Raw genomic sequence first — 16,091 nt, 5'->3', positions numbered from 1 at the left:
GACGAGCGATCTTCGAAGGCGGTTCTGCGGCCGCCTTCGCCCCTGTGTCAGCTGTCGAGCCCTTCATTGCGGCTCACCCGGTCCACATGGCCGAGATCGCGCTCGGGATCGATGGCATCACGCACCTTCTGCTTCAGCTCCTTCGGGCCTGGAAAGCCGCCATCACGCTTGCGTTCCCAGATCAGGTCGTCGTTCAGCTTGATCTCGAAAATCCCGCCCGTGCCAGGGATAAGTGCCACTTCGCCCAGATCGTCAGCAAAGGTGTGCAGCAGTTCCTGCGCCATCCAGCCTGACCGCAGAAGCCAGTTGCATTGGGTGCAGTAGGTGATCGAAATCCGGGGTTTTTCCATCGGCGTATTCCTCACTTCACGGATAAGTTAACCCAACTAATCAACTTTTCTGCGTGCGTCCAATTGCCACGCAGCTAAGCTTCGGCCATGACGCGCAGGTTATTGTCTTTTTTGGAGTTTGTTCATGTCCATTGAACCGAACCGTCTTTTTGTTCCTGCCCTTGCCCCCGTCTATCGCTCCGGTCACGACGGGGTCGAAACCCTGCTGCGTCTGGTGGCCGGTGGCTTCCTCGTCATCCATGGCGCCAGCAAGATCGTTGATCCCTTCGGCGCCGTCCAGATGGTCGAAGGCCTCGGCTTCTATCCCGGCGTCTTCTGGTCGCCGCTTCTGGCGATCACCGAATTCTTCGGCGGCATCCTGCTCGCAATCGGTCTACTCACCCGCCCGGCAGCCTTTGCAGCTACGATCGTCCTGCTGGTCACGGTCTATTTCCACTGGATCCAGCTGGATCAGGGCTTCTCTGGGGCTGAAAAATCTCTGCTTTGGGCGGCGATGACGTTCTATTTCGTCATCCGTGGCGGCAACCGCCACTCTGTCGACGCCCGTCTGAAGAAAACCTTCTGAGGTCCCGGAAGGGCGCTGCTTGCGGCGCCCTTCCATCTTGCGGCGCCCCCGTCTTGCGACATTCGCATCCGCATGCTTTCTCTGAGGCAGCCACCCACGAGATCCGATTCCCCATGCGCGTTGCCATCGTCGAAAACACCCGCGTCACCGAAGTCGGTCAGGTCGGCATTGCGCTTGCCGAGGCGGGCGCGAAGACTACCACCATCCGCGCCTATGCCGGCGTACCACTGCCGGACCTCGATGCATTCGACGCTCTGGTGGTGTTCGGTGGTGAGCAGAATGCCCGCGACGACGAGAAGCATCCCTATCTCCCGGAACTCGCAAGCCTGATGCGTCGCTTCGGCGACAGCGCGAAAGCCGTGCTCGGCATCTGTCTCGGCAGCCAGCTCCTTGCCCGCGCCTATGGCAGCGAAAACCTGATCGGTGCCGCTCCCGAATTCGGTTGGCGCAGCATCGGCCGCACCGAAGCCGGCAGACACGATCCGGTGCTCTCGGCCATGCCCGACCAATTCCTCTCCTTCCAGTGGCACGACGACACCTTCACGCTGCCGCAAGGTTCTGCTCACCTCGCGGAAAACGAAGCGGCTCGCCACCAGGCCTTCCGCATCGGCCGCGCTGCCTATGGCTTCCAGTTCCATTTCGAGGCTAACCGCGAGGTTGTGCGCAACTGGATGACGCATTTCCCAGAGGTCATCGAGCGCAAGGAACCCGGCTGGCTCAACCGCCATCCTGAGATCGAACCGACCGACGGGCAGCTTTCCGATGAAGCCGGGCTGGCGCTGGCTCGTGCCTGGGTCCGGCAGATCCTCCCGTCTTGAGCGCATCTCCCGCGTCACCCGGATCCCTTCGCCGGGTTTGACCGACATCAAGCCGCCGCAGCACCCGACCTGTTATCTCCGACCTCACTGATCGGAGTTCTGCCTTGTCCCTGTCCGCCTTTGCCTTTGCCGTCCTGCTCCTCCTGCTGACGCCGGGGCCGACGAATACCCTGCTTGCCGTTTCAGGCGCCACCCGCGGCCTCAAGGCCTCGCTGCCGCTGATCGGTGCCGAATGCGCCGGCTATCTCACGGCCATCGTCCCGCTTGTCTTTTTGGCCGCGCCACTGCTCATCGATCAGCCGGCTGCAGCCCTTGGCATCAAGCTCGCCTCGACCCTCTGGGTCTTGCTGCTCGCCGCCCGGCTCTGGATCCGGCCGCCTTCGGCCAATGCGCAGGCCGGAACGACGGTGGTTGCCGTCTACGCCACCACGGTGCTCAACCCCAAGGCCCTGATCATCGGGCTTGCCCTCATTCCCGCCGCCGGAACGGGTTCGCTGGAAGCACTGCTCCGGCCGCTCCCCTATCTCGCCATGTTTTTGCTGCTCGTCGTCATTGTCGCCACCTGCTGGTTGAGCGCCGGCGCCGCCATCCTCCGGCGGCTGGCAACCACCAACCCCTTGCTGTTCGGGCGGGTCGCCGCAAGCTGCCTCGCGGTCTTTGCCTTGAGTCTTGCCGGCCGCGCCATCGGCTGGATTTGATCTGGTGTCCCCGACCTCCCTCTTGCGAGCCATCCGTCCCCGTGCTTAATCGAACTTCAATCGATTGAGATCGCTTCAGAAACCTGTGGGAGGGGGACATGAAGGCAGTGGGTAAGCGCTTGGTTGCGCTCTGCTTCATCATCATCGGGATGGCCTTCCAGCCGGCCCAGGCATCCCCTGTGGGCGCCGACACGGTCATGCGCGACTGGTATCGCCTCATTCTCGAACTTGTCCGTCATACGCCGACCTATTCGCCCCCCGTGGCAAGCCGCGCCTTCGCCTATCTCGGGGTCACCGCCTATGAGGCGCTGGCGGCCGGCGACACGACCATGACCTCGCTTGCCGGTCAGTTGAACGGCCTCACCCCAGTACCTCGGCGTGAAGCGGGCCTCGCCTATGACGAGGCCGTCGTCATGCAGGCCGCCCTGTCATCAGCCGCGCGCGAATTCTTCGGCAATACCGGCCCGACCGGTCAGCGCGCCCTGAAGCGCATGACCGAAAAGCTCTCGTCCGAAGTGTCCGTCGGACTTGCCCCCGATCTCGTCGCCCGCAGCCAGGCCTATGGCGAGAGCATAACGGCGCATATCCTTGCCTGGTCGCTGGACGACGGCGGCGCCAAGGTCGAAAACATGGGCTTCCCCCTGGAATTCGCGCTGGGGAGCAACAAGGACAGCTGGGTGCCGACCAGTCTGATCAATCAGCAGCAAACGCCCCTTCTTCCCCAGTGGGGCGAGAACCGTCCCTTCGCCCTGCAGACCGGCAATGCCTGCCCGCTGCCGGCGCCGCCTGTCTACAGCGAGGACAAGGATTCCGACTTCTACAAGGAAGCGATGGAGGTCTATGAGGCGGTGAACAGCGTGACCGATGAGCAGCGCGCCATCGCCCGCTTCTGGTCGGATGATCCTATGCTCTCGCCGACCCCGCCCGGCCACTGGATCGTGATTGCCCTGAAGGTCCTCGACGAGCAGGAGGCCGGTGCAGCCGAACATGCCGACCTGCTCGCCCGGCTCGGGATTTCGCTCGCCGATGCCTTCATCGGCTGCTGGCATTCGAAATTCGAATACGACCTGCTCCGCCCGGTCACCTACATCAAGCGGGTCATCGATCCCAAATGGGAGCCGATCCTGATCACGCCGCCCTTCCCGGAATATCCCTCCGGCCATTCCACCCAGTCGGGTGCGGCAGCCACGGTGCTGACGGCCTTTTTCGGCGAAAATTTCGCCTTCACCGACAACACCCATGAAAAGGACAAGCTGCCGAACCGCAGCTTCAAGAGCTTCTGGGATGCGGCTGAAGAAGCCGGCATCTCGCGTCTCTATGGCGGCATTCATTTCCGCGCCGCGATCGATCGTGGCCTCGATCAGGGCCGCTGCATCGGCGAAAAGGCGGTCGCCTTGAGGACCCGCGGATGACGGCCGAAGCCATCGCCTCGCACCATCGCCGAACCGCCCTTGCGGCCGCCCTGTTCGCCGCGCTCCAGTCCGGCACAGCGCTTGCCAATGGCGGCCCCCTCGTGCCCCGGTTCACCGACGAAACCGCCTCAAGCGGTATTATCAGCACCTATCGCGGCGATTGGGAATATATGGTCGGCGGCGGTGCCGGCAGTTTCGACTGCAATGCCGACGGTTTCCCCGATCTCCTGCTTGCAGGCGGCGAGGACAAGGCGAAATTCTACCTCAACCGAAGCGAGGCTGGCGGCGCTCTCAAGTTCGACGAACAGGTGTCCGGCCTCGAACTCGACAAGGTGATCGGCGCCTATCCGCTGGATGTCGATGGCGACGGGCTGCAGGACGTCGTGCTGTTGCGCTCCGGCGAGAATGTCGTGATGCGCGGCTTGGGCGAGTGCCGTTTCGAACGCGCCAACGAGGCTTGGGGCTTCGACGGCGGCGACGCCTGGTCGACGGCCTTTTCCGCCACCTGGGAGCGCGGCAACTCCTGGCCGACGCTTGCCGTCGGCAATTACATCGACCGCTTCGAGGACTTCGAGCCCTGGGGCTCCTGCACCGACAACTGGCTGCATCGCCCGTTGTCCGCTGCCGAGCGTCGCTTCGCCCCGCCGCTCGCGCTCAACCCCTCCTATTGCCCGCTGTCGATCCTCTTCACCGATTGGAACCGCTCCGGCACGCCCTCGCTGCGCGTCTCCAATGACCGCGAATATTACAAGGGCGGCCAGGAGCAGATGTGGCATGTTGAGCCGGGCAAGGCACCGGCGCTCTACACCCAGGAAGAAGGCTGGAAATACCTGCGCATCTGGGGCATGGGCATCGCCTCTTATGACCTCGATTTCGACGGCTATCCGGAATATTTCCTCACCAGCATGGCCGACAACAAGCTGCAGAGGCTCGCCGAAATCCCCGCCGACGGCAAGCCGAAGCCTTCCTACGCCGATATCGCCTTCGCCAAGGGCGCCACGGCGCACCGGCCCTATGTCGGTGGCGAGATCCGCCCTTCGACCGCCTGGCATACGGAATTCGAGGACGTCAACAACGACGTCCGCGCTGATCTCTTCATCGCCAAGGGCAATGTCGCGGAGATGCCCGATTTTGCCGAGAAGGACCCGAACAATCTGCTCGTCCAGGGCGAGGACGGCAAATTCATAGAGATGGGCGACAAGGCCGGCGTCGCCTCGATGGCCAAGGGCCGGGGCGGGGCGCTTGCCGACTTCAATCTTGATGGAAAGATCGACCTCCTCGCCGTCAACCAGGGTTCTACGGTGGAGATCTGGCGCAATACGACGGAAGGCGCTGGCCACTTCCTGCAACTGGCGCTGCGCCAGGACGGTCCGAACCGCGATGCGGTCGGCGCCTGGATCGAGGTGAAAACCGGCGATGTCGTGCAGCGCCGCGAACTCACCATCGGCGGCGGCCATGTCAGCGGCAAGACCGGCTGGCATCATTTTGGTCTGGGGGAACAGGCAGAAACCGAGATCCGCGTGCTTTGGCCGGATGGCGAGGTTGGGGAGTGGCAGACGGTGGCGGCTGATGGGTTTTACCTCGTTGGGCGTGGCACGGGGCCAAGGCTGTGGAATCCGGGCGAGGGGATGTGAAGGGGCACGACCCCATCTCCCCCGCAAGGGGGGAGATAGGCTCCGCGCATTCCGCTAGGCCCTCATGCTGAGGTGCCGTCGCAAGGCGAGGGCCTCGAAGCATCCCGCTCTGGTGACCTCGTGCTTCGAGGGTCGCTTCGGTGCCACCTCAGCATGAGGGGTGGCGGGGTGGCCTCGCCCTTCGAGGCCGGGCAAGCCTGGCACCTCAGGGTGAGGGTGATCTATAAATGTCAAAAAACCCAAGCTTCGCCGCCGGTCGGGATCGCTCCCTCCGGGTCGGGTGATGCTTGCCCTCGGGTTCAACCCGAGGATCGGACGAGGCGCCAGAAGCAACCTGTCTAAGTAGTTTTATGTGGCTCCTTCCGGCGCCCCGTTCGGCGTCTATTCCCGCTGCATGCGTCTCTCTGGCAAGGCGGCGACGGTCCTCGTCATCCTCGGGCTTGACCCGAGGACCGAAAATTGACCGGGCGTAGGGTCCGGCTTTGACAGAGCCCTCCCAAGGGAATGTCTGCCATAGCCTGGCCGGTGGCCCGGGAGGTTCCCGCCGGATGGTGCACCATTCCGACCGGGACCCTCGCCCGGGGGATGGGGCCTTGGTCATTACCGACCTCGCCATCATCCCCGCCGTTTTTTCCGCCCCGCCGTCTGGTAATGTTCGCAACGACGTGGGCGCCTTGTCTGTGTGCCTCTGAGGCACGTCCTTCCGATCGGGGTATCCGGTGACGAGAGCATCCGACCCCGTCACCTTCGTTACCAGCCCCACGTCCGGAGGGAGACCGTTGCAGCGGGCCGGGAACTCACACCTGCGACAGTGCTCCACCCCGGCGCCGGCCCCGCCTCGCCTGACATCGCATCGTCAGGTGTATCCGAGGGCGGGACGGGCATCAGGGTAAGCGCGTGGAAATGGGCGGGGATGAAAAAACATGTCGGGGTTTGATTTTGTTGAGGAAACTCTCAAAGTCATCCCCCGCCGACTAGGGGAATTGAGGGGGGCGTCGGCCTCCCTCTTCTCCCCAGCGGGGAGAAGGTGGCGCGTAGCGCCGGATGAGGGGGCGGCGGAGCCGGATTTCGCCGCGCACAGGATCACCATAAACCCGCCAATGCTCTGCAGCATCGCCTTGCGCTTCGCGCCCCCCTCATCTGGTCCTGCGGACCATCTTCTCCCCAGCGGGGAGAAGCGGGAGCGGGCGGCATGCGCAACGCCCATCTCCCCCTTTGGTGGGGGAGAAAGCGATTTCGATGAACTAGGCGAGCGCAAGCCGCCTAAACATCCGAAATCGCCAGAGAGGGGGGCGGTTATCTCGTGCCACCATCGCCGATCCCCTCACCAACAAAGTCTGAAGTTTAGCCCTGATCGGGCTAAGCCTTCGATTTTGTAACCTCTCCCACACAGGGGAGAGGTGGAAACCCGCCGGCGCCTTAGTTTGACGGATAGAGCCGAGGCCTCACTCTGCCTCCTCCACCGCAGCCTCCGCCACGCGTTTCTGGATCGACTCGATGCAATTCTTGGCGCTGGACTTCGACTTATACGTTTCCGAGCGCACCATGATTTCGCCATTGGCGGCGCGGAAGCGGACGAAGGTTTCGCCGTTCTTGGCTTCGTCGATCTCGAAACGATAACCGCTGCCGGTCTCCTTCTTCGTAAGATCGACTATGGGCGCTGCGGGGGCGTTCTTCTTCAGCGACTCGACGCAGTTCTTCGCGCTTGCCTTCGAAGCGTAGTTTTCCGACCAGACCATGATCTCGGCATTGTAGACGAACTGGACGCGGAACTCGCCCTTTTCGGTCTTGACGATCTTGAACTTGTGCATGCCCGTCTCCCCTTTGCTCATCGGCTTATGATTGCATTCGAATGCTAGCGCGACTGCGGCAGGCGGGCAAGGAGGGCTCAAAAGCCCTGGAAGAGGAAATCTGTGGCAGCGGTGATCTCGTCGGCGCGGGTGGAGAGATCGGCGATCGAGGGGCCGATCGCGGAGATGGAAACCGTCGTGATGAACTGGGTGAGCATCGCAAAGGTTTCGCCATCGATGACAACGCGCGGATTGAGGCGCGGAACAAGGGTCGCAACGTCACCGATCGGTGCGAACGGCACGACCACGCGGGTCGTCAGGGCATCCAGCAGATTGGATTGCACGTCGAGGGCCAGGCTTCCGTCGTTCCCGATGCGGTGAACGTGGAAGCGGGTCATGGTAAGAACATTCGGTACTTTGCGAGTGGAAGGCCATGCTTGGCGACATAGTCGTTGGATGCCTGGATCGCCTCGGCGTTCTCGATCTTCCAACGCCGTTCCTTCTCGGCCTTGATGGCGCGGGCGATGCCCTGTTCAGCCGCACCGGTGATGTCGAGGCCGAGCGTTTCAGCCTCGGCTACAAGGGCTTCACTGACCGTCAGGTCATGGACTTTGCGGGCTTCGATCGACATGGGATGGTCTCCGGCGCTGGACGGAGCCTAGCACGGCTCCGGCTTGCTGAGAATGGGCCGATCAGCCCTTGCCTCGCCCGTCATAGGCTTCCCGCGATGAAAGGATCGCCTCCTTGTGTTCCCGCGACCATTCGACCAGCCCGGCCGTGATGGCCGAAAATCCCAAGCCCCGGGGCGTCAGAGAATAAGTGACCGAAGGAGGGTTGGTGGGTTCGACATGACGGTCGACCAATCCGTCCCGCTCGAGACGGCGCAGTGTCAGCGTCAGCATGCGCTGGGTGACGCCTGACAGCGCGCGCTCAATCTCCCGGTAGCGGCGAGGGCCGGCCGAGAGCTCGGCAATGGCCATGACTGTCCATTTTTCACCGAGGCGATCAAGCGTCAGACGAAGGCCGCAATCTCCATGATCCGGCGTTCCGCAAGGTTCGAGCGTCTCGATCTCGGGCTGGGTCGCGGCGAACATCAATGTGCCTCCTTACGTCGTTCCGGTGGTCGCAATAAATAGATGCGCCCGCAACGAAAAGGACGCAACCCATGATACTGCTCACTGGAGGCTCCGGCCAACTCTCCTCGCTCATCGCGCAAGGCACCAAAGACGCCGGTCTCGACATCTGCATTGGCAGCCGTCTGGCAGAGGAGACGGATACAGGTCGACGCCGGATCGATTTCGACGATCCAGAAACGCTCGACTTCAGCGATGTCGAAACGCTGATGATGATCTCTGCCGGTTACGCGGAGGACGATGTTGTCATCCGCCGCCATGATGCGGTGATCGCGGCTGCTATCCGCTCGGGCGTCCGACATGTCGTCTATACGAGCCTGAGCGGAACGGGTGATCATCTTGCTTTCTCGCTTGCCCATCGATGGACCGAGAAGCGACTGAAGGATAGCGACCTTGCCTGGACGATCCTGCGCAATGGTCTCTATGCCGAGCTGATCGGGGCACTTGCCGCACCGCTCGATGGCGTGATCCGGGCACCCTTCGGCACCGCGCCGCTATCGCCCGTGGCGAGGCGCGATCTGGCCGATGCCGCATTGGCGGTTCTCAAGGACCCGCGCGCCCATGCGGGCATGATCTACGAACTGTCGGGAGCAGAAGCCTGGAGTGTTGCCGATCTGGCAGCCGTCCTGGGCGCCGCATTTCAGCCATGGAGCCTCGAGAAGCTGCGGGCGTCGCTGGCCGCTGCGCCACTCAAGCCCTTCCAGCCGCCGATGCTGATGTCGATCTATTCCAGTGCGGCCGCAGGATTTCTAAAAGCAGAGAACACGGACCTTCCGGCCCTGATCGCCGGAGCGCCGCGGCCCACCTTGGCGATCGCGGCAGAGGCTGCGCGGGCGGCAGGGTGATGAAGAGGAAACGGCGAGTGGGAGCCTTGGAAAAGGCTCCCTCCAACCCTCACTCGTCGCTCATCTTCAGCGCCGCGATAAACGCTTCCTGCGGGATCTCGACCTTGCCGAACTGGCGCATGCGCTTCTTGCCGGCCTTCTGCTTGTCGAGGAGCTTGCGCTTGCGGCTCGCGTCGCCGCCGTAGCACTTGGCGGTCACGTCCTTGCGCAGCGCCGAGATGGTTTCACGGGCGATCACGTTGCCGCCGATCGCGGCCTGGATCGGGATCTTGAACATGTGCTTCGGGATCAGGTCCTTGAGCTTTTCGCACATGTCGCGGCCGCGCTTTTCGGCTGCCATGCGGTGGACCATCATCGAGAGTGCATCGACCGGCTCGCCGTTGACGAGGATCGACATCTTGACGAGGTTGCCCTCGCGATGGCCGTCGAGATGGTAGTCGAAGGAGGCGTAGCCCTTGGAGATCGACTTCAGGCGGTCGTAGAAATCGAAGACCACTTCGTTGAGCGGCAGCTCATAGGTGATCATCGCGCGCTTGCCGACGTAAGTGAGTTCGGTCTGCACGCCGCGACGGTCCTGACAGAGCTTCAGGATGCCGCCGAGATAGTCGTCGGGTGTCAGGATCGTCGCCTTGATCCACGGCTCGTGGATTTCCGAGATCTTCACCACGTCGGGCATGTCGGCTGGGTTGTGCAGCTCGCGTTCTGTGCCGTCGGTCATGAACAGCTTGTAGACGACGGACGGGGCGGTCGCGATCAGGTCGAGATCGAATTCGCGCTCGAGGCGCTCCTGGATGATTTCGAGATGCAGCAGGCCGAGGAAGCCGCAGCGGAAGCCGAAGCCGAGTGCTGCAGAGGATTCCATTTCGAAGGAGAAGGAGGCGTCGTTGAGGCGCAGCTTGCCCATGGCAGCGCGCAGGTCTTCGAAGTCAGCGGCATCAACAGGGAAGAGGCCGCAGAACACGACCGGCTGGGCCGGCTTGAAGCCCGGCAGCATCTTGGCGGTCGGGCGCTTGTCTTCGGTGATGGTATCGCCGACGCGCGTGTCGGCCACTTCCTTGATCGAACCGGTGAAGAAGCCGATTTCGCCCGGGCCGAGTGAATCCACGGCAACCATCTTCGGGGTCAGCACGCCGACGCGTTCGACAGCATACTTTGCGTCCGTGCCCATCATGCGGATGGTCTGGCCCTTGGTCAGCACGCCGTCTAGCACGCGGACGAGAACCATGACGCCGAGATAGGTGTCGTACCAGCTGTCGACGAGCAGGGCCTTCAAGGGGGCCTTTTCGCCACCTTCGCTCTTCGGCGCCGGCAGCTTGTGCACGATGGCTTCGAGAACGTCGGGGATGCCAAGACCGGTCTTCGCCGAAATCAGCACGGCTTCGGAGGCATCGATGCCGATGACTTCTTCGATCTGTTCCTTGATGCGCTCGGGCTCGGCGGCCGGGAGGTCGACCTTGTTGAGGACCGTCACCAGCTCGTGATTGTTGTCGATCGCCTGGTAGACGTTCGCCAGCGTCTGGGCTTCGACGCCCTGGGACGCGTCGACGACCAGCAGCGAGCCTTCGCAAGCCGACAGGGAGCGCGAGACTTCATAGGCGAAGTCGACGTGACCGGGCGTGTCGATCAGGTTCAGCACATAGGTTTCGCCATTGTTGGCCTTGTAGTGCAACCGCACCGTCTGGGCCTTGATGGTGATGCCGCGTTCCTTCTCGATCTCCATGTTGTCGAGGACCTGCTCCGACATCTCGCGATCGGCGAGGCCGCCGGTCGACTGGATCAGGCGGTCGGCCAGCGTCGATTTGCCATGGTCGATATGGGCGACGATGGAGAAGTTGCGGATATGGCTCAGGGGCGTGCGATCGGTGCTCATGGCTCGCGCATATAGCAGCGAGCTCGGTCAACGCCTAGCGGGAAATTGTCGCGATCGGCTGGAAAACCGGGGTTGTCACACCCCGAACTGTTCCGGCCAGTCGCGGCGGGTGGCGACCTGGCCCTCCGTGCGCAGGCGCCGGACGGTATCGAGGTCGATCTCGGTGATCAGCCAGTGGCTCTCTTCGACCTCGTCGCTCTCGCTTTCGGCATAGATGCCCGATGGTGGCATGCCGTAGTCGGAGGGCACGTAAAGGGCGGCGCGGCCGCGGTTTTCGTCGAGCGCCGGCGACCACGGGGCGGTGCCCGCGGTGGGTGACGAAAGGACGGCGATCTGGTTTTCCAGCGCCCGGGCCTGGGCGCCGATGCGGACGCGATAGGCGCCGGCGAGTGTATCCGTGCAGGAGGGCGCGAGGATGAGGTCTACGCCCTGGTTTGCGAGGGTGTGGGCCAGCATCGGGAACTCGTTGTCGTAGCAGATGAGGATGCCGAGCTTGCCGAGTGGGGTGTCGAAGGCGGTGAGCCCGTCGCGTCCGGCGGCGATTCCCCATTGCTCGCGTTCGAAGCGGGTCATGATGATCTTGTCCTGATGACCGATCAGGCCGTCCGGGCCAAAGAGGAAGGCGCGATTGCGGTATTGACCGTCCGGGTCGAGCACGGGGGCGGAGCCGGGCTGCAAGACGATTTCGTGGGTGCGGGCAAGCTCCTCGCAGAGTTCGACCCAGGCCGGGATCAGCGGCTGGATGCCGGCGATCGAGCCGGTGAGGTCGGAGCGGGTTTCCGGATCGAGCTGGCCGGCGAGCACGAGGCCGGCATATTCCGGCAGGAGCACGAGCTTTGCGCCGCGCTCGACCGCTTCATGCACGAGGTGTGTCAGGTGGAGGACGTAGTCTTCCCAGCTCTCAATCAGATCGATCTTGTACTGGCAGGCGGCGAGGGTGAGAGCGGTCATGGTGAAAGATCTCGGATCCAGAAGGAAAGCGGCTTCGGGCTTTCGACTGATGCGTCGAGGTCGCGCCAGGTGAAGGTGGTTCGAAGCGCGGGGTGATGGGTATAACCGCGTTTTTGCCAGAAGGCATTGAGCGGCTGGTAGTCGGCCGGGCGGCGCGGATGGTCGAGGGGGCGCTCGACGGCGCAGAAGGTGGTGTAGCGCAGACCGAGTTTCTTCGCCTGCGCCTCCCGGCCCTCGAAGAATTTCACGCCGATGCCCTGGCCGCGATAGTCGGCCAGAAGCACGCTTTCGCCGAAATAGAAGTAATCGGCCGGATCGCGACCGGCTTTGATGAACGGTGCCTGGACCTCGTCGGTCTCTGTCGCCATCGGCGTCCCCGTGGAGGCGCCGACGACCAGGCCATTATCGATGGCGAGGATGAAGACCGAGCCCTCCGAGCGGGCGTAGATCTCCATATACTCTCGCTCATAGTCGCTATCGCCATGATAGAGATAGGGAAAATCACGGAAGACCGTGATCCGAAGCCGCGCGAGGTCGTCGAAATAGGGGGCGGCGTCGCTGCCGGAAAAGGATTGGATCGTAAGCGCCATAGAGTGTTTTCAGTCCGTTGCGGAGTGGTTATACCCATCTGCGACCACCCAAGAAAGCAATTCCACGACGAGGAGTGACCGATGACCGCCGCAGCCACCATCCGCGCCTATTACGATGCCTTCAATGCCGGCGACATGGACCGTTTCCTCGCGCTGCTGACCGATGACGTCGCGCACGACATCAACCAGGGTGCCCGCCAGACGGGGAAGGAAGCGTTCTCGAAGTTCATGGACCACATGAACCGCTGCTACCGGGAAGAGCTCACCGACATGGTGGTGATGGTCAACGAGGACGGCACGCGGGGTGCGGCCGAATTCATCGTCAACGGCACTTATCTTTCAACCGACGAGGGCCTGCCGGAAGCCAATGGCCAGACCTACCGCCTGCCGGCGGGCGCCTTTTTCGAAATCCGCGACGGCAAGGTCGCCCGCATCTCCAACTATTACAGCCTTCCCGACTGGATCGCCCAGGTCGGCGGCTGATAAAACGAGAAAGAGCCACCACGCATAGGCGTGGCGGCTCTTCTGCCGGCATTGTGCCAGGCACTGATCGATCAGTTGACCGACCAGTCGCGCTTCACGGTATCGCCGTCCTTCGACAGATGGACGTGCTGATCGACATGATCGACCCAGTCGAGCGGGATGTAATGGTGCTGGCCATCAGCGGAATCATTCTTGGTCAGCTTGATGCGGCTTGCGCCATCCATATGGTCAACGGTGCCGACATGGGCGCCGTCCTGGGCAAGAACTTCCATGTGTTCGCGGATCTGATCTGCAGAAATCATTGGTCATGCTCCTCTTGGGTTGGGGTGTCGGAGAAAGGCGCGACGGGCGGCATTTGTTCCGGGGCGCTTCGCCGCAGAAGGCATGAGACAGGCAAGGGAACATCCATGCTTCAGATGCATTGATAGGCACCCGCGCGAGATCCCTCGCCGACAGCGAGTCCATACATGTTTCCGAGAATTTCGATCATCGGCACCGGTCCCACCGGCCTCTACACCTTCAAACAACTGATCGGTTCCACCGTTCCCTTGTCCATCACGCTTTACGAAGCAGAGGGCGAGCCGGGAAAGGGCACGCCCTACCATCCCGACATGAACGATCCCGCCATGCTCTCCAACATCCCGAGCATCGAGTTTCCGGCGTTTACGGAGACCCTGGTCGAGTGGTTGCGACGACAGGATGACGATACGCTGATGCGCCACGGGATCAGGCGCGAGGCGATCGATGAGCGGGAGTTTTATCCGCGTCTCGTGCTTGGCGACTATATGCAGGCGCAGTTCGAGCGGATGCGGGCAATCGCGGCCGAGCGTGGTCACGAGATCATCGTGCTTGCCCGCCACAAGGTGATTGATATCGAGATCCAGGCCGATGCGATCCGCCTTCGCGTCAGCCATGTCGACGGGGAGAACGACGCGGCCTATGACCATGTCGTCATGGCGACCGGCCACAACTGGCCCGACAGCACGGAAATCCGGCCCGGCTATTTCGTCTCGCCCTGGCCGGCGACCGTTCTGACATCGATCCGCAATGAGGCGGTCGGCATTCTCGGCACGTCGCTGAGCGGCATCGATGCACTGATGACGGTCGCGACGGCACACGGCATGTTCTACGCCGATGCCGCCGGCGATCTGCAATATCAGCCGGCTGCCGATACCGAAGGGTTCTCCGCCACGTTGATGTCACGCAAGGGCATCCTGCCGGAGGCCGATTTCTACTGCCCGCTTCCGTATGTCACGCCCCTCGTCTGCACCGAAGAAGCGATCGATGCGCTGATTGCCACGGGCCGGCACGATCTGCTCGACGAGGTCTTCGAGCTCTTTCGCGGCGAAATCGTTGCGCGTGACCCTGATTATGCCGCCCGGATCGGTCTGTCGCAGCTGACGGTCGAGACCTTTGCGGCCGCTTATTATGCCGATCGCAGCGAAAGCGATCCCTTTGTCTGGGCGGCGAAAAATCTGGCCGAGGCCGAAGAGAACCGGCAGAAGCGTTACACCGTGCCTTGGCGCTATGCGATCCTGATCACCCACGAGATCGTGGCAAAGGTCATTCCGCATCTCGATGAGAACGATCTGAAGCGCTTCCATCGCCACTTCAAGGGCATCTTCATCGACGACTATGCAACGGTACCGCTGATGTCGATTCGCCGGCTTTTGGCGCTTGCCCGTGCGGGCAAGCTGTCGATCCTGAAACTCGGCGAGGATTACGAGATCCGGACGGCCGAGGATGGCCTGGAGCGGGGCGCCGAGATCGTGGTTGGCGGAACCACGCATACCTTCGGGGCCTTTGTCGATGCGACCGGTCAGGAGACGCTGTCGGCGACCGATCTGCCCTTTCCGACGCTTGTCGATCAGGGTGGTGTGCGCGAAGCCGCGACGCCGAAGGCGACGGCGATCCGATCGCTCGACCGGGATCCCGATATGGTTCGCACCGGTGGAATCGACGTCGATGAATTCTATCGCCCGCGTCTCGGTCTGATGTCGGAAGGCAGGCTCTATTGCGCAGCGGTGGCCTTCCTGCTGCACAAGGAGCCCTTCGTGCAGGGCATCACCAGCGCGCGGGATATCGGCGAGACGGTCGGCCGGGCGATCCTGAGGGACGTAGTGGACGTTGATACGCCGGTGTTTCAGATCTCGGCGTAGACGGGGTCGCCGACGGACAGCGTGACGGGTGCGGCCGGCGTGGCGTAGACGCCCAGATTGCGCTTGTTGTGGCGCATGATGCCGCGCAGCACGTCGGGCTCTTCTGCCATGCCCGGTTGAGCGACCAGCGTCATGCCGCAGCGGCGCGAGGCTTCGGTGACGCGGATATCCGCTTCGCCGATCCTGACCATGTGGCCCACCCAGTCGTTTTCGATGAAGCCTTCATCGTCTTCCGTCTCTATCAACACCGAGGGGCGGAAGCGTCTCGCATCCAGCGACGGGAGGCCCGTGACTGCCGCAAGCGCGCTGACCGAGGCCGTGGTCACGAGGTGAAGCGGCGCCGGTGCGTAGCGGTTGGAGACGACGGGGAAGCGGTAATCGCCTGACCCGACGAGCCCGATGGCGGCCGGGAAGCCGAAATGCTCTGCCAGACGGTCCGGCAATGCGCTGTCATCGAGTGCATGTTCGGCGCCGTCGGCGAAGCGCAGAACCGGCAGTCCGGTTGCCGGTTGCGAGGCGGTGATGAAGAGGGCAGGGCGCCAGCGCGTTTCCTTCTCGGGGGCGGCGGCAAGGCCGGTGTCCGGATCGAACAGCGCAAAGCGTCGGTCACCCTCGATGCCGTCGGGCGAGACGGTGATCGAGGCGAGCGCTTCTCCGCCGAGAGAACTCACCGGATAGCGCCAGACTTCCCGCACTCGACCGATTTTTCGCATGGTTGTTCCTCGTTTCAAACGATCACCATACGCGGGATAGTCGCTCTATGTTCCAGAAATTCTGCGTGAGCGTGGCTTTG

18 protein-coding genes are annotated in these 16,091 nt (G+C 62.8%); 8 read left to right on the top strand and 10 right to left on the bottom strand.

Translation table 11 applies throughout. The features are described 5' to 3' along the window. Positions 1-47: 47 nt before the first annotated feature. Positions 48-350 carry a SelT/SelW/SelH family protein gene (locus tag BSY240_RS12705; RefSeq protein WP_069042550.1) on the bottom strand — a complete coding sequence of 101 codons (303 nt, stop codon included), beginning with the start codon at positions 348-350 and terminating at the stop codon, positions 48-50. A gap of 124 nt (positions 351-474) precedes the next feature. Here BSY240_RS12705 and BSY240_RS12700 point away from each other — a divergent pair, with 124 nt between their 5' ends. From BSY240_RS12700 to BSY240_RS12680, 5 genes are all read left to right on the top strand, one after another. Next, complete coding sequence (locus BSY240_RS12700) at positions 475-915, top strand: DoxX family protein (protein WP_054149484.1); 441 nt, start codon at positions 475-477, stop codon at positions 913-915. Positions 916-1,028: 113 nt separating this feature from the next. Continuing rightward, positions 1,029-1,733 (top strand): type 1 glutamine amidotransferase, encoded by a 705-nt coding sequence (locus BSY240_RS12695; RefSeq protein ID WP_069042549.1) that lies wholly within the window; start codon positions 1,029-1,031, stop codon positions 1,731-1,733. Positions 1,734-1,837: 104 nt separating this feature from the next. Continuing rightward, the gene (locus tag BSY240_RS12690) at positions 1,838-2,431 is read left to right on the top strand and encodes a LysE family translocator (protein ID WP_069042548.1); all 594 of its coding nucleotides are present in this window, start codon (positions 1,838-1,840) and stop codon (positions 2,429-2,431) included. A 98-nt stretch (positions 2,432-2,529) separates the two neighbouring features. Beyond that, positions 2,530-3,843: a vanadium-dependent haloperoxidase gene (locus tag BSY240_RS12685; RefSeq protein ID WP_069042547.1), complete on the top strand. Its 1,314-nt coding sequence runs from the start codon at positions 2,530-2,532 to the stop codon at positions 3,841-3,843. Beyond that, positions 3,840-5,477 carry a CRTAC1 family protein gene (locus BSY240_RS12680; RefSeq protein WP_069042546.1) on the top strand — a complete coding sequence of 546 codons (1,638 nt, stop codon included), beginning with the start codon at positions 3,840-3,842 and terminating at the stop codon, positions 5,475-5,477. The genes BSY240_RS12685 and BSY240_RS12680 overlap by 4 nt, the downstream gene beginning before the upstream one ends. Positions 5,478-6,922: 1,445 nt before the next feature. On the opposite strand, the gene BSY240_RS24600 is transcribed toward BSY240_RS12680, so the two are convergent. The 4 genes from BSY240_RS24600 to BSY240_RS12655 all read right to left on the bottom strand — a co-directional run bounded on the left by BSY240_RS24600 (position 6,923) and on the right by BSY240_RS12655 (position 8,361). Beyond that, positions 6,923-7,288 (bottom strand): YegP family protein, encoded by a 366-nt coding sequence (locus tag BSY240_RS24600; RefSeq protein ID WP_054151387.1) that lies wholly within the window; start codon positions 7,286-7,288, stop codon positions 6,923-6,925. Between the two features lie 77 nt (positions 7,289-7,365). Then, on the bottom strand, positions 7,366-7,665 hold the full coding sequence (locus BSY240_RS12665) for a CcdB family protein (protein WP_069042544.1): 300 nt from the start codon (positions 7,663-7,665) through the stop codon (positions 7,366-7,368). Then, complete coding sequence (locus tag BSY240_RS12660; RefSeq protein ID WP_069042543.1) at positions 7,662-7,898, bottom strand: type II toxin-antitoxin system CcdA family antitoxin; 237 nt, start codon at positions 7,896-7,898, stop codon at positions 7,662-7,664. The genes BSY240_RS12665 and BSY240_RS12660 overlap by 4 nt, the downstream gene beginning before the upstream one ends. A gap of 61 nt (positions 7,899-7,959) precedes the next feature. Next, the gene (locus BSY240_RS12655; RefSeq protein WP_069042542.1) at positions 7,960-8,361 is read right to left on the bottom strand and encodes a winged helix-turn-helix transcriptional regulator; all 402 of its coding nucleotides are present in this window, start codon (positions 8,359-8,361) and stop codon (positions 7,960-7,962) included. Between the two features lie 71 nt (positions 8,362-8,432). On the opposite strand from BSY240_RS12655, the gene BSY240_RS12650 reads away from it, so the two are divergent. After that, complete coding sequence (locus BSY240_RS12650; RefSeq protein ID WP_069042541.1) at positions 8,433-9,245, top strand: NAD(P)H-binding protein; 813 nt, start codon at positions 8,433-8,435, stop codon at positions 9,243-9,245. A gap of 49 nt (positions 9,246-9,294) precedes the next feature. Here the strand turns inward: BSY240_RS12650 and lepA are convergent, their stop codons facing one another. The 3 genes from lepA to BSY240_RS12635 form a co-directional block, all read right to left on the bottom strand. After that, positions 9,295-11,115, bottom strand: a complete 1,821-nt coding sequence (lepA, locus tag BSY240_RS12645; protein WP_069042540.1) for a translation elongation factor 4 — start codon at positions 11,113-11,115, stop codon at positions 9,295-9,297. Between the two features lie 75 nt (positions 11,116-11,190). Next, a complete protein-coding gene (locus BSY240_RS12640) occupies positions 11,191-12,066 on the bottom strand; it encodes a carbon-nitrogen hydrolase family protein (protein WP_069042539.1) in 876 nt (291 codons plus the stop codon). Then, positions 12,063-12,656: a GNAT family N-acetyltransferase gene (locus tag BSY240_RS12635; RefSeq protein ID WP_069042538.1), complete on the bottom strand. Its 594-nt coding sequence runs from the start codon at positions 12,654-12,656 to the stop codon at positions 12,063-12,065. The genes BSY240_RS12640 and BSY240_RS12635 overlap by 4 nt, the downstream gene beginning before the upstream one ends. An 81-nt stretch (positions 12,657-12,737) precedes the next feature. On the opposite strand from BSY240_RS12635, the gene BSY240_RS12630 reads away from it, so the two are divergent. Continuing rightward, entirely contained in the window at positions 12,738-13,139 is a 402-nt protein-coding gene (locus tag BSY240_RS12630) for a ketosteroid isomerase-related protein (RefSeq protein ID WP_069042537.1), read from the top strand. 71 nt (positions 13,140-13,210) lie between these two features. Here BSY240_RS12630 and BSY240_RS12625 read toward each other — a convergent pair whose 3' ends face one another. Next, positions 13,211-13,441 carry a DUF2171 domain-containing protein gene (locus BSY240_RS12625; protein WP_069042536.1) on the bottom strand — a complete coding sequence of 77 codons (231 nt, stop codon included), beginning with the start codon at positions 13,439-13,441 and terminating at the stop codon, positions 13,211-13,213. Positions 13,442-13,606: 165 nt separating this feature from the next. On the opposite strand from BSY240_RS12625, the gene BSY240_RS12620 reads away from it, so the two are divergent. Beyond that, complete coding sequence (locus BSY240_RS12620) at positions 13,607-15,298, top strand: FAD/NAD(P)-binding protein (RefSeq protein ID WP_069042535.1); 1,692 nt, start codon at positions 13,607-13,609, stop codon at positions 15,296-15,298. On the opposite strand, the gene BSY240_RS12615 is transcribed toward BSY240_RS12620, so the two are convergent. Next, positions 15,283-16,011, bottom strand: a complete 729-nt coding sequence (locus tag BSY240_RS12615; RefSeq protein ID WP_069042534.1) for an MOSC domain-containing protein — start codon at positions 16,009-16,011, stop codon at positions 15,283-15,285. The genes BSY240_RS12620 and BSY240_RS12615 overlap by 16 nt on opposite strands. Positions 16,012-16,091 lie beyond the last annotated feature (80 nt).

Source organism: Agrobacterium sp. RAC06, from assembly GCF_001713475.1.
Taxonomy (GTDB): Bacteria; Pseudomonadota; Alphaproteobacteria; order Rhizobiales; family Rhizobiaceae; genus Allorhizobium.
The sequence above is the reverse complement of the archived record's forward strand: the minus strand, read 5'-3'. Positions and strand labels throughout refer to the sequence as shown.

Coding starts and splice junctions, on each gene's coding strand:
- BSY240_RS12665 (WP_069042544.1), bottom strand. CDS start 7,665: ATGACCCGCTTCCACGTTCACCGCATCGGGAACGACGGAAGCCTGGCC.
- BSY240_RS12615 (WP_069042534.1), bottom strand. CDS start 16,011: ATGCGAAAAATCGGTCGAGTGCGGGAAGTCTGGCGCTATCCGGTGAGT.
- BSY240_RS12655 (WP_069042542.1), bottom strand. CDS start 8,361: ATGTTCGCCGCGACCCAGCCCGAGATCGAGACGCTCGAACCTTGCGGA.
- BSY240_RS12620 (WP_069042535.1), top strand. CDS start 13,607: ATGTTTCCGAGAATTTCGATCATCGGCACCGGTCCCACCGGCCTCTAC.
- BSY240_RS12650 (WP_069042541.1), top strand. CDS start 8,433: ATGATACTGCTCACTGGAGGCTCCGGCCAACTCTCCTCGCTCATCGCG.
- BSY240_RS12625 (WP_069042536.1), bottom strand. CDS start 13,441: ATGATTTCTGCAGATCAGATCCGCGAACACATGGAAGTTCTTGCCCAG.
- BSY240_RS12630 (WP_069042537.1), top strand. CDS start 12,738: ATGACCGCCGCAGCCACCATCCGCGCCTATTACGATGCCTTCAATGCC.
- BSY240_RS12685 (WP_069042547.1), top strand. CDS start 2,530: ATGAAGGCAGTGGGTAAGCGCTTGGTTGCGCTCTGCTTCATCATCATC.
- BSY240_RS12680 (WP_069042546.1), top strand. CDS start 3,840: ATGACGGCCGAAGCCATCGCCTCGCACCATCGCCGAACCGCCCTTGCG.
- BSY240_RS12705 (WP_069042550.1), bottom strand. CDS start 350: ATGGAAAAACCCCGGATTTCGATCACCTACTGCACCCAATGCAACTGG.
- BSY240_RS24600 (WP_054151387.1), bottom strand. CDS start 7,288: ATGCACAAGTTCAAGATCGTCAAGACCGAAAAGGGCGAGTTCCGCGTC.
- lepA (WP_069042540.1), bottom strand. CDS start 11,115: ATGAGCACCGATCGCACGCCCCTGAGCCATATCCGCAACTTCTCCATC.
- BSY240_RS12695 (WP_069042549.1), top strand. CDS start 1,029: ATGCGCGTTGCCATCGTCGAAAACACCCGCGTCACCGAAGTCGGTCAG.
- BSY240_RS12660 (WP_069042543.1), bottom strand. CDS start 7,898: ATGTCGATCGAAGCCCGCAAAGTCCATGACCTGACGGTCAGTGAAGCC.
- BSY240_RS12635 (WP_069042538.1), bottom strand. CDS start 12,656: ATGGCGCTTACGATCCAATCCTTTTCCGGCAGCGACGCCGCCCCCTAT.
- BSY240_RS12640 (WP_069042539.1), bottom strand. CDS start 12,066: ATGACCGCTCTCACCCTCGCCGCCTGCCAGTACAAGATCGATCTGATT.
- BSY240_RS12700 (WP_054149484.1), top strand. CDS start 475: ATGTCCATTGAACCGAACCGTCTTTTTGTTCCTGCCCTTGCCCCCGTC.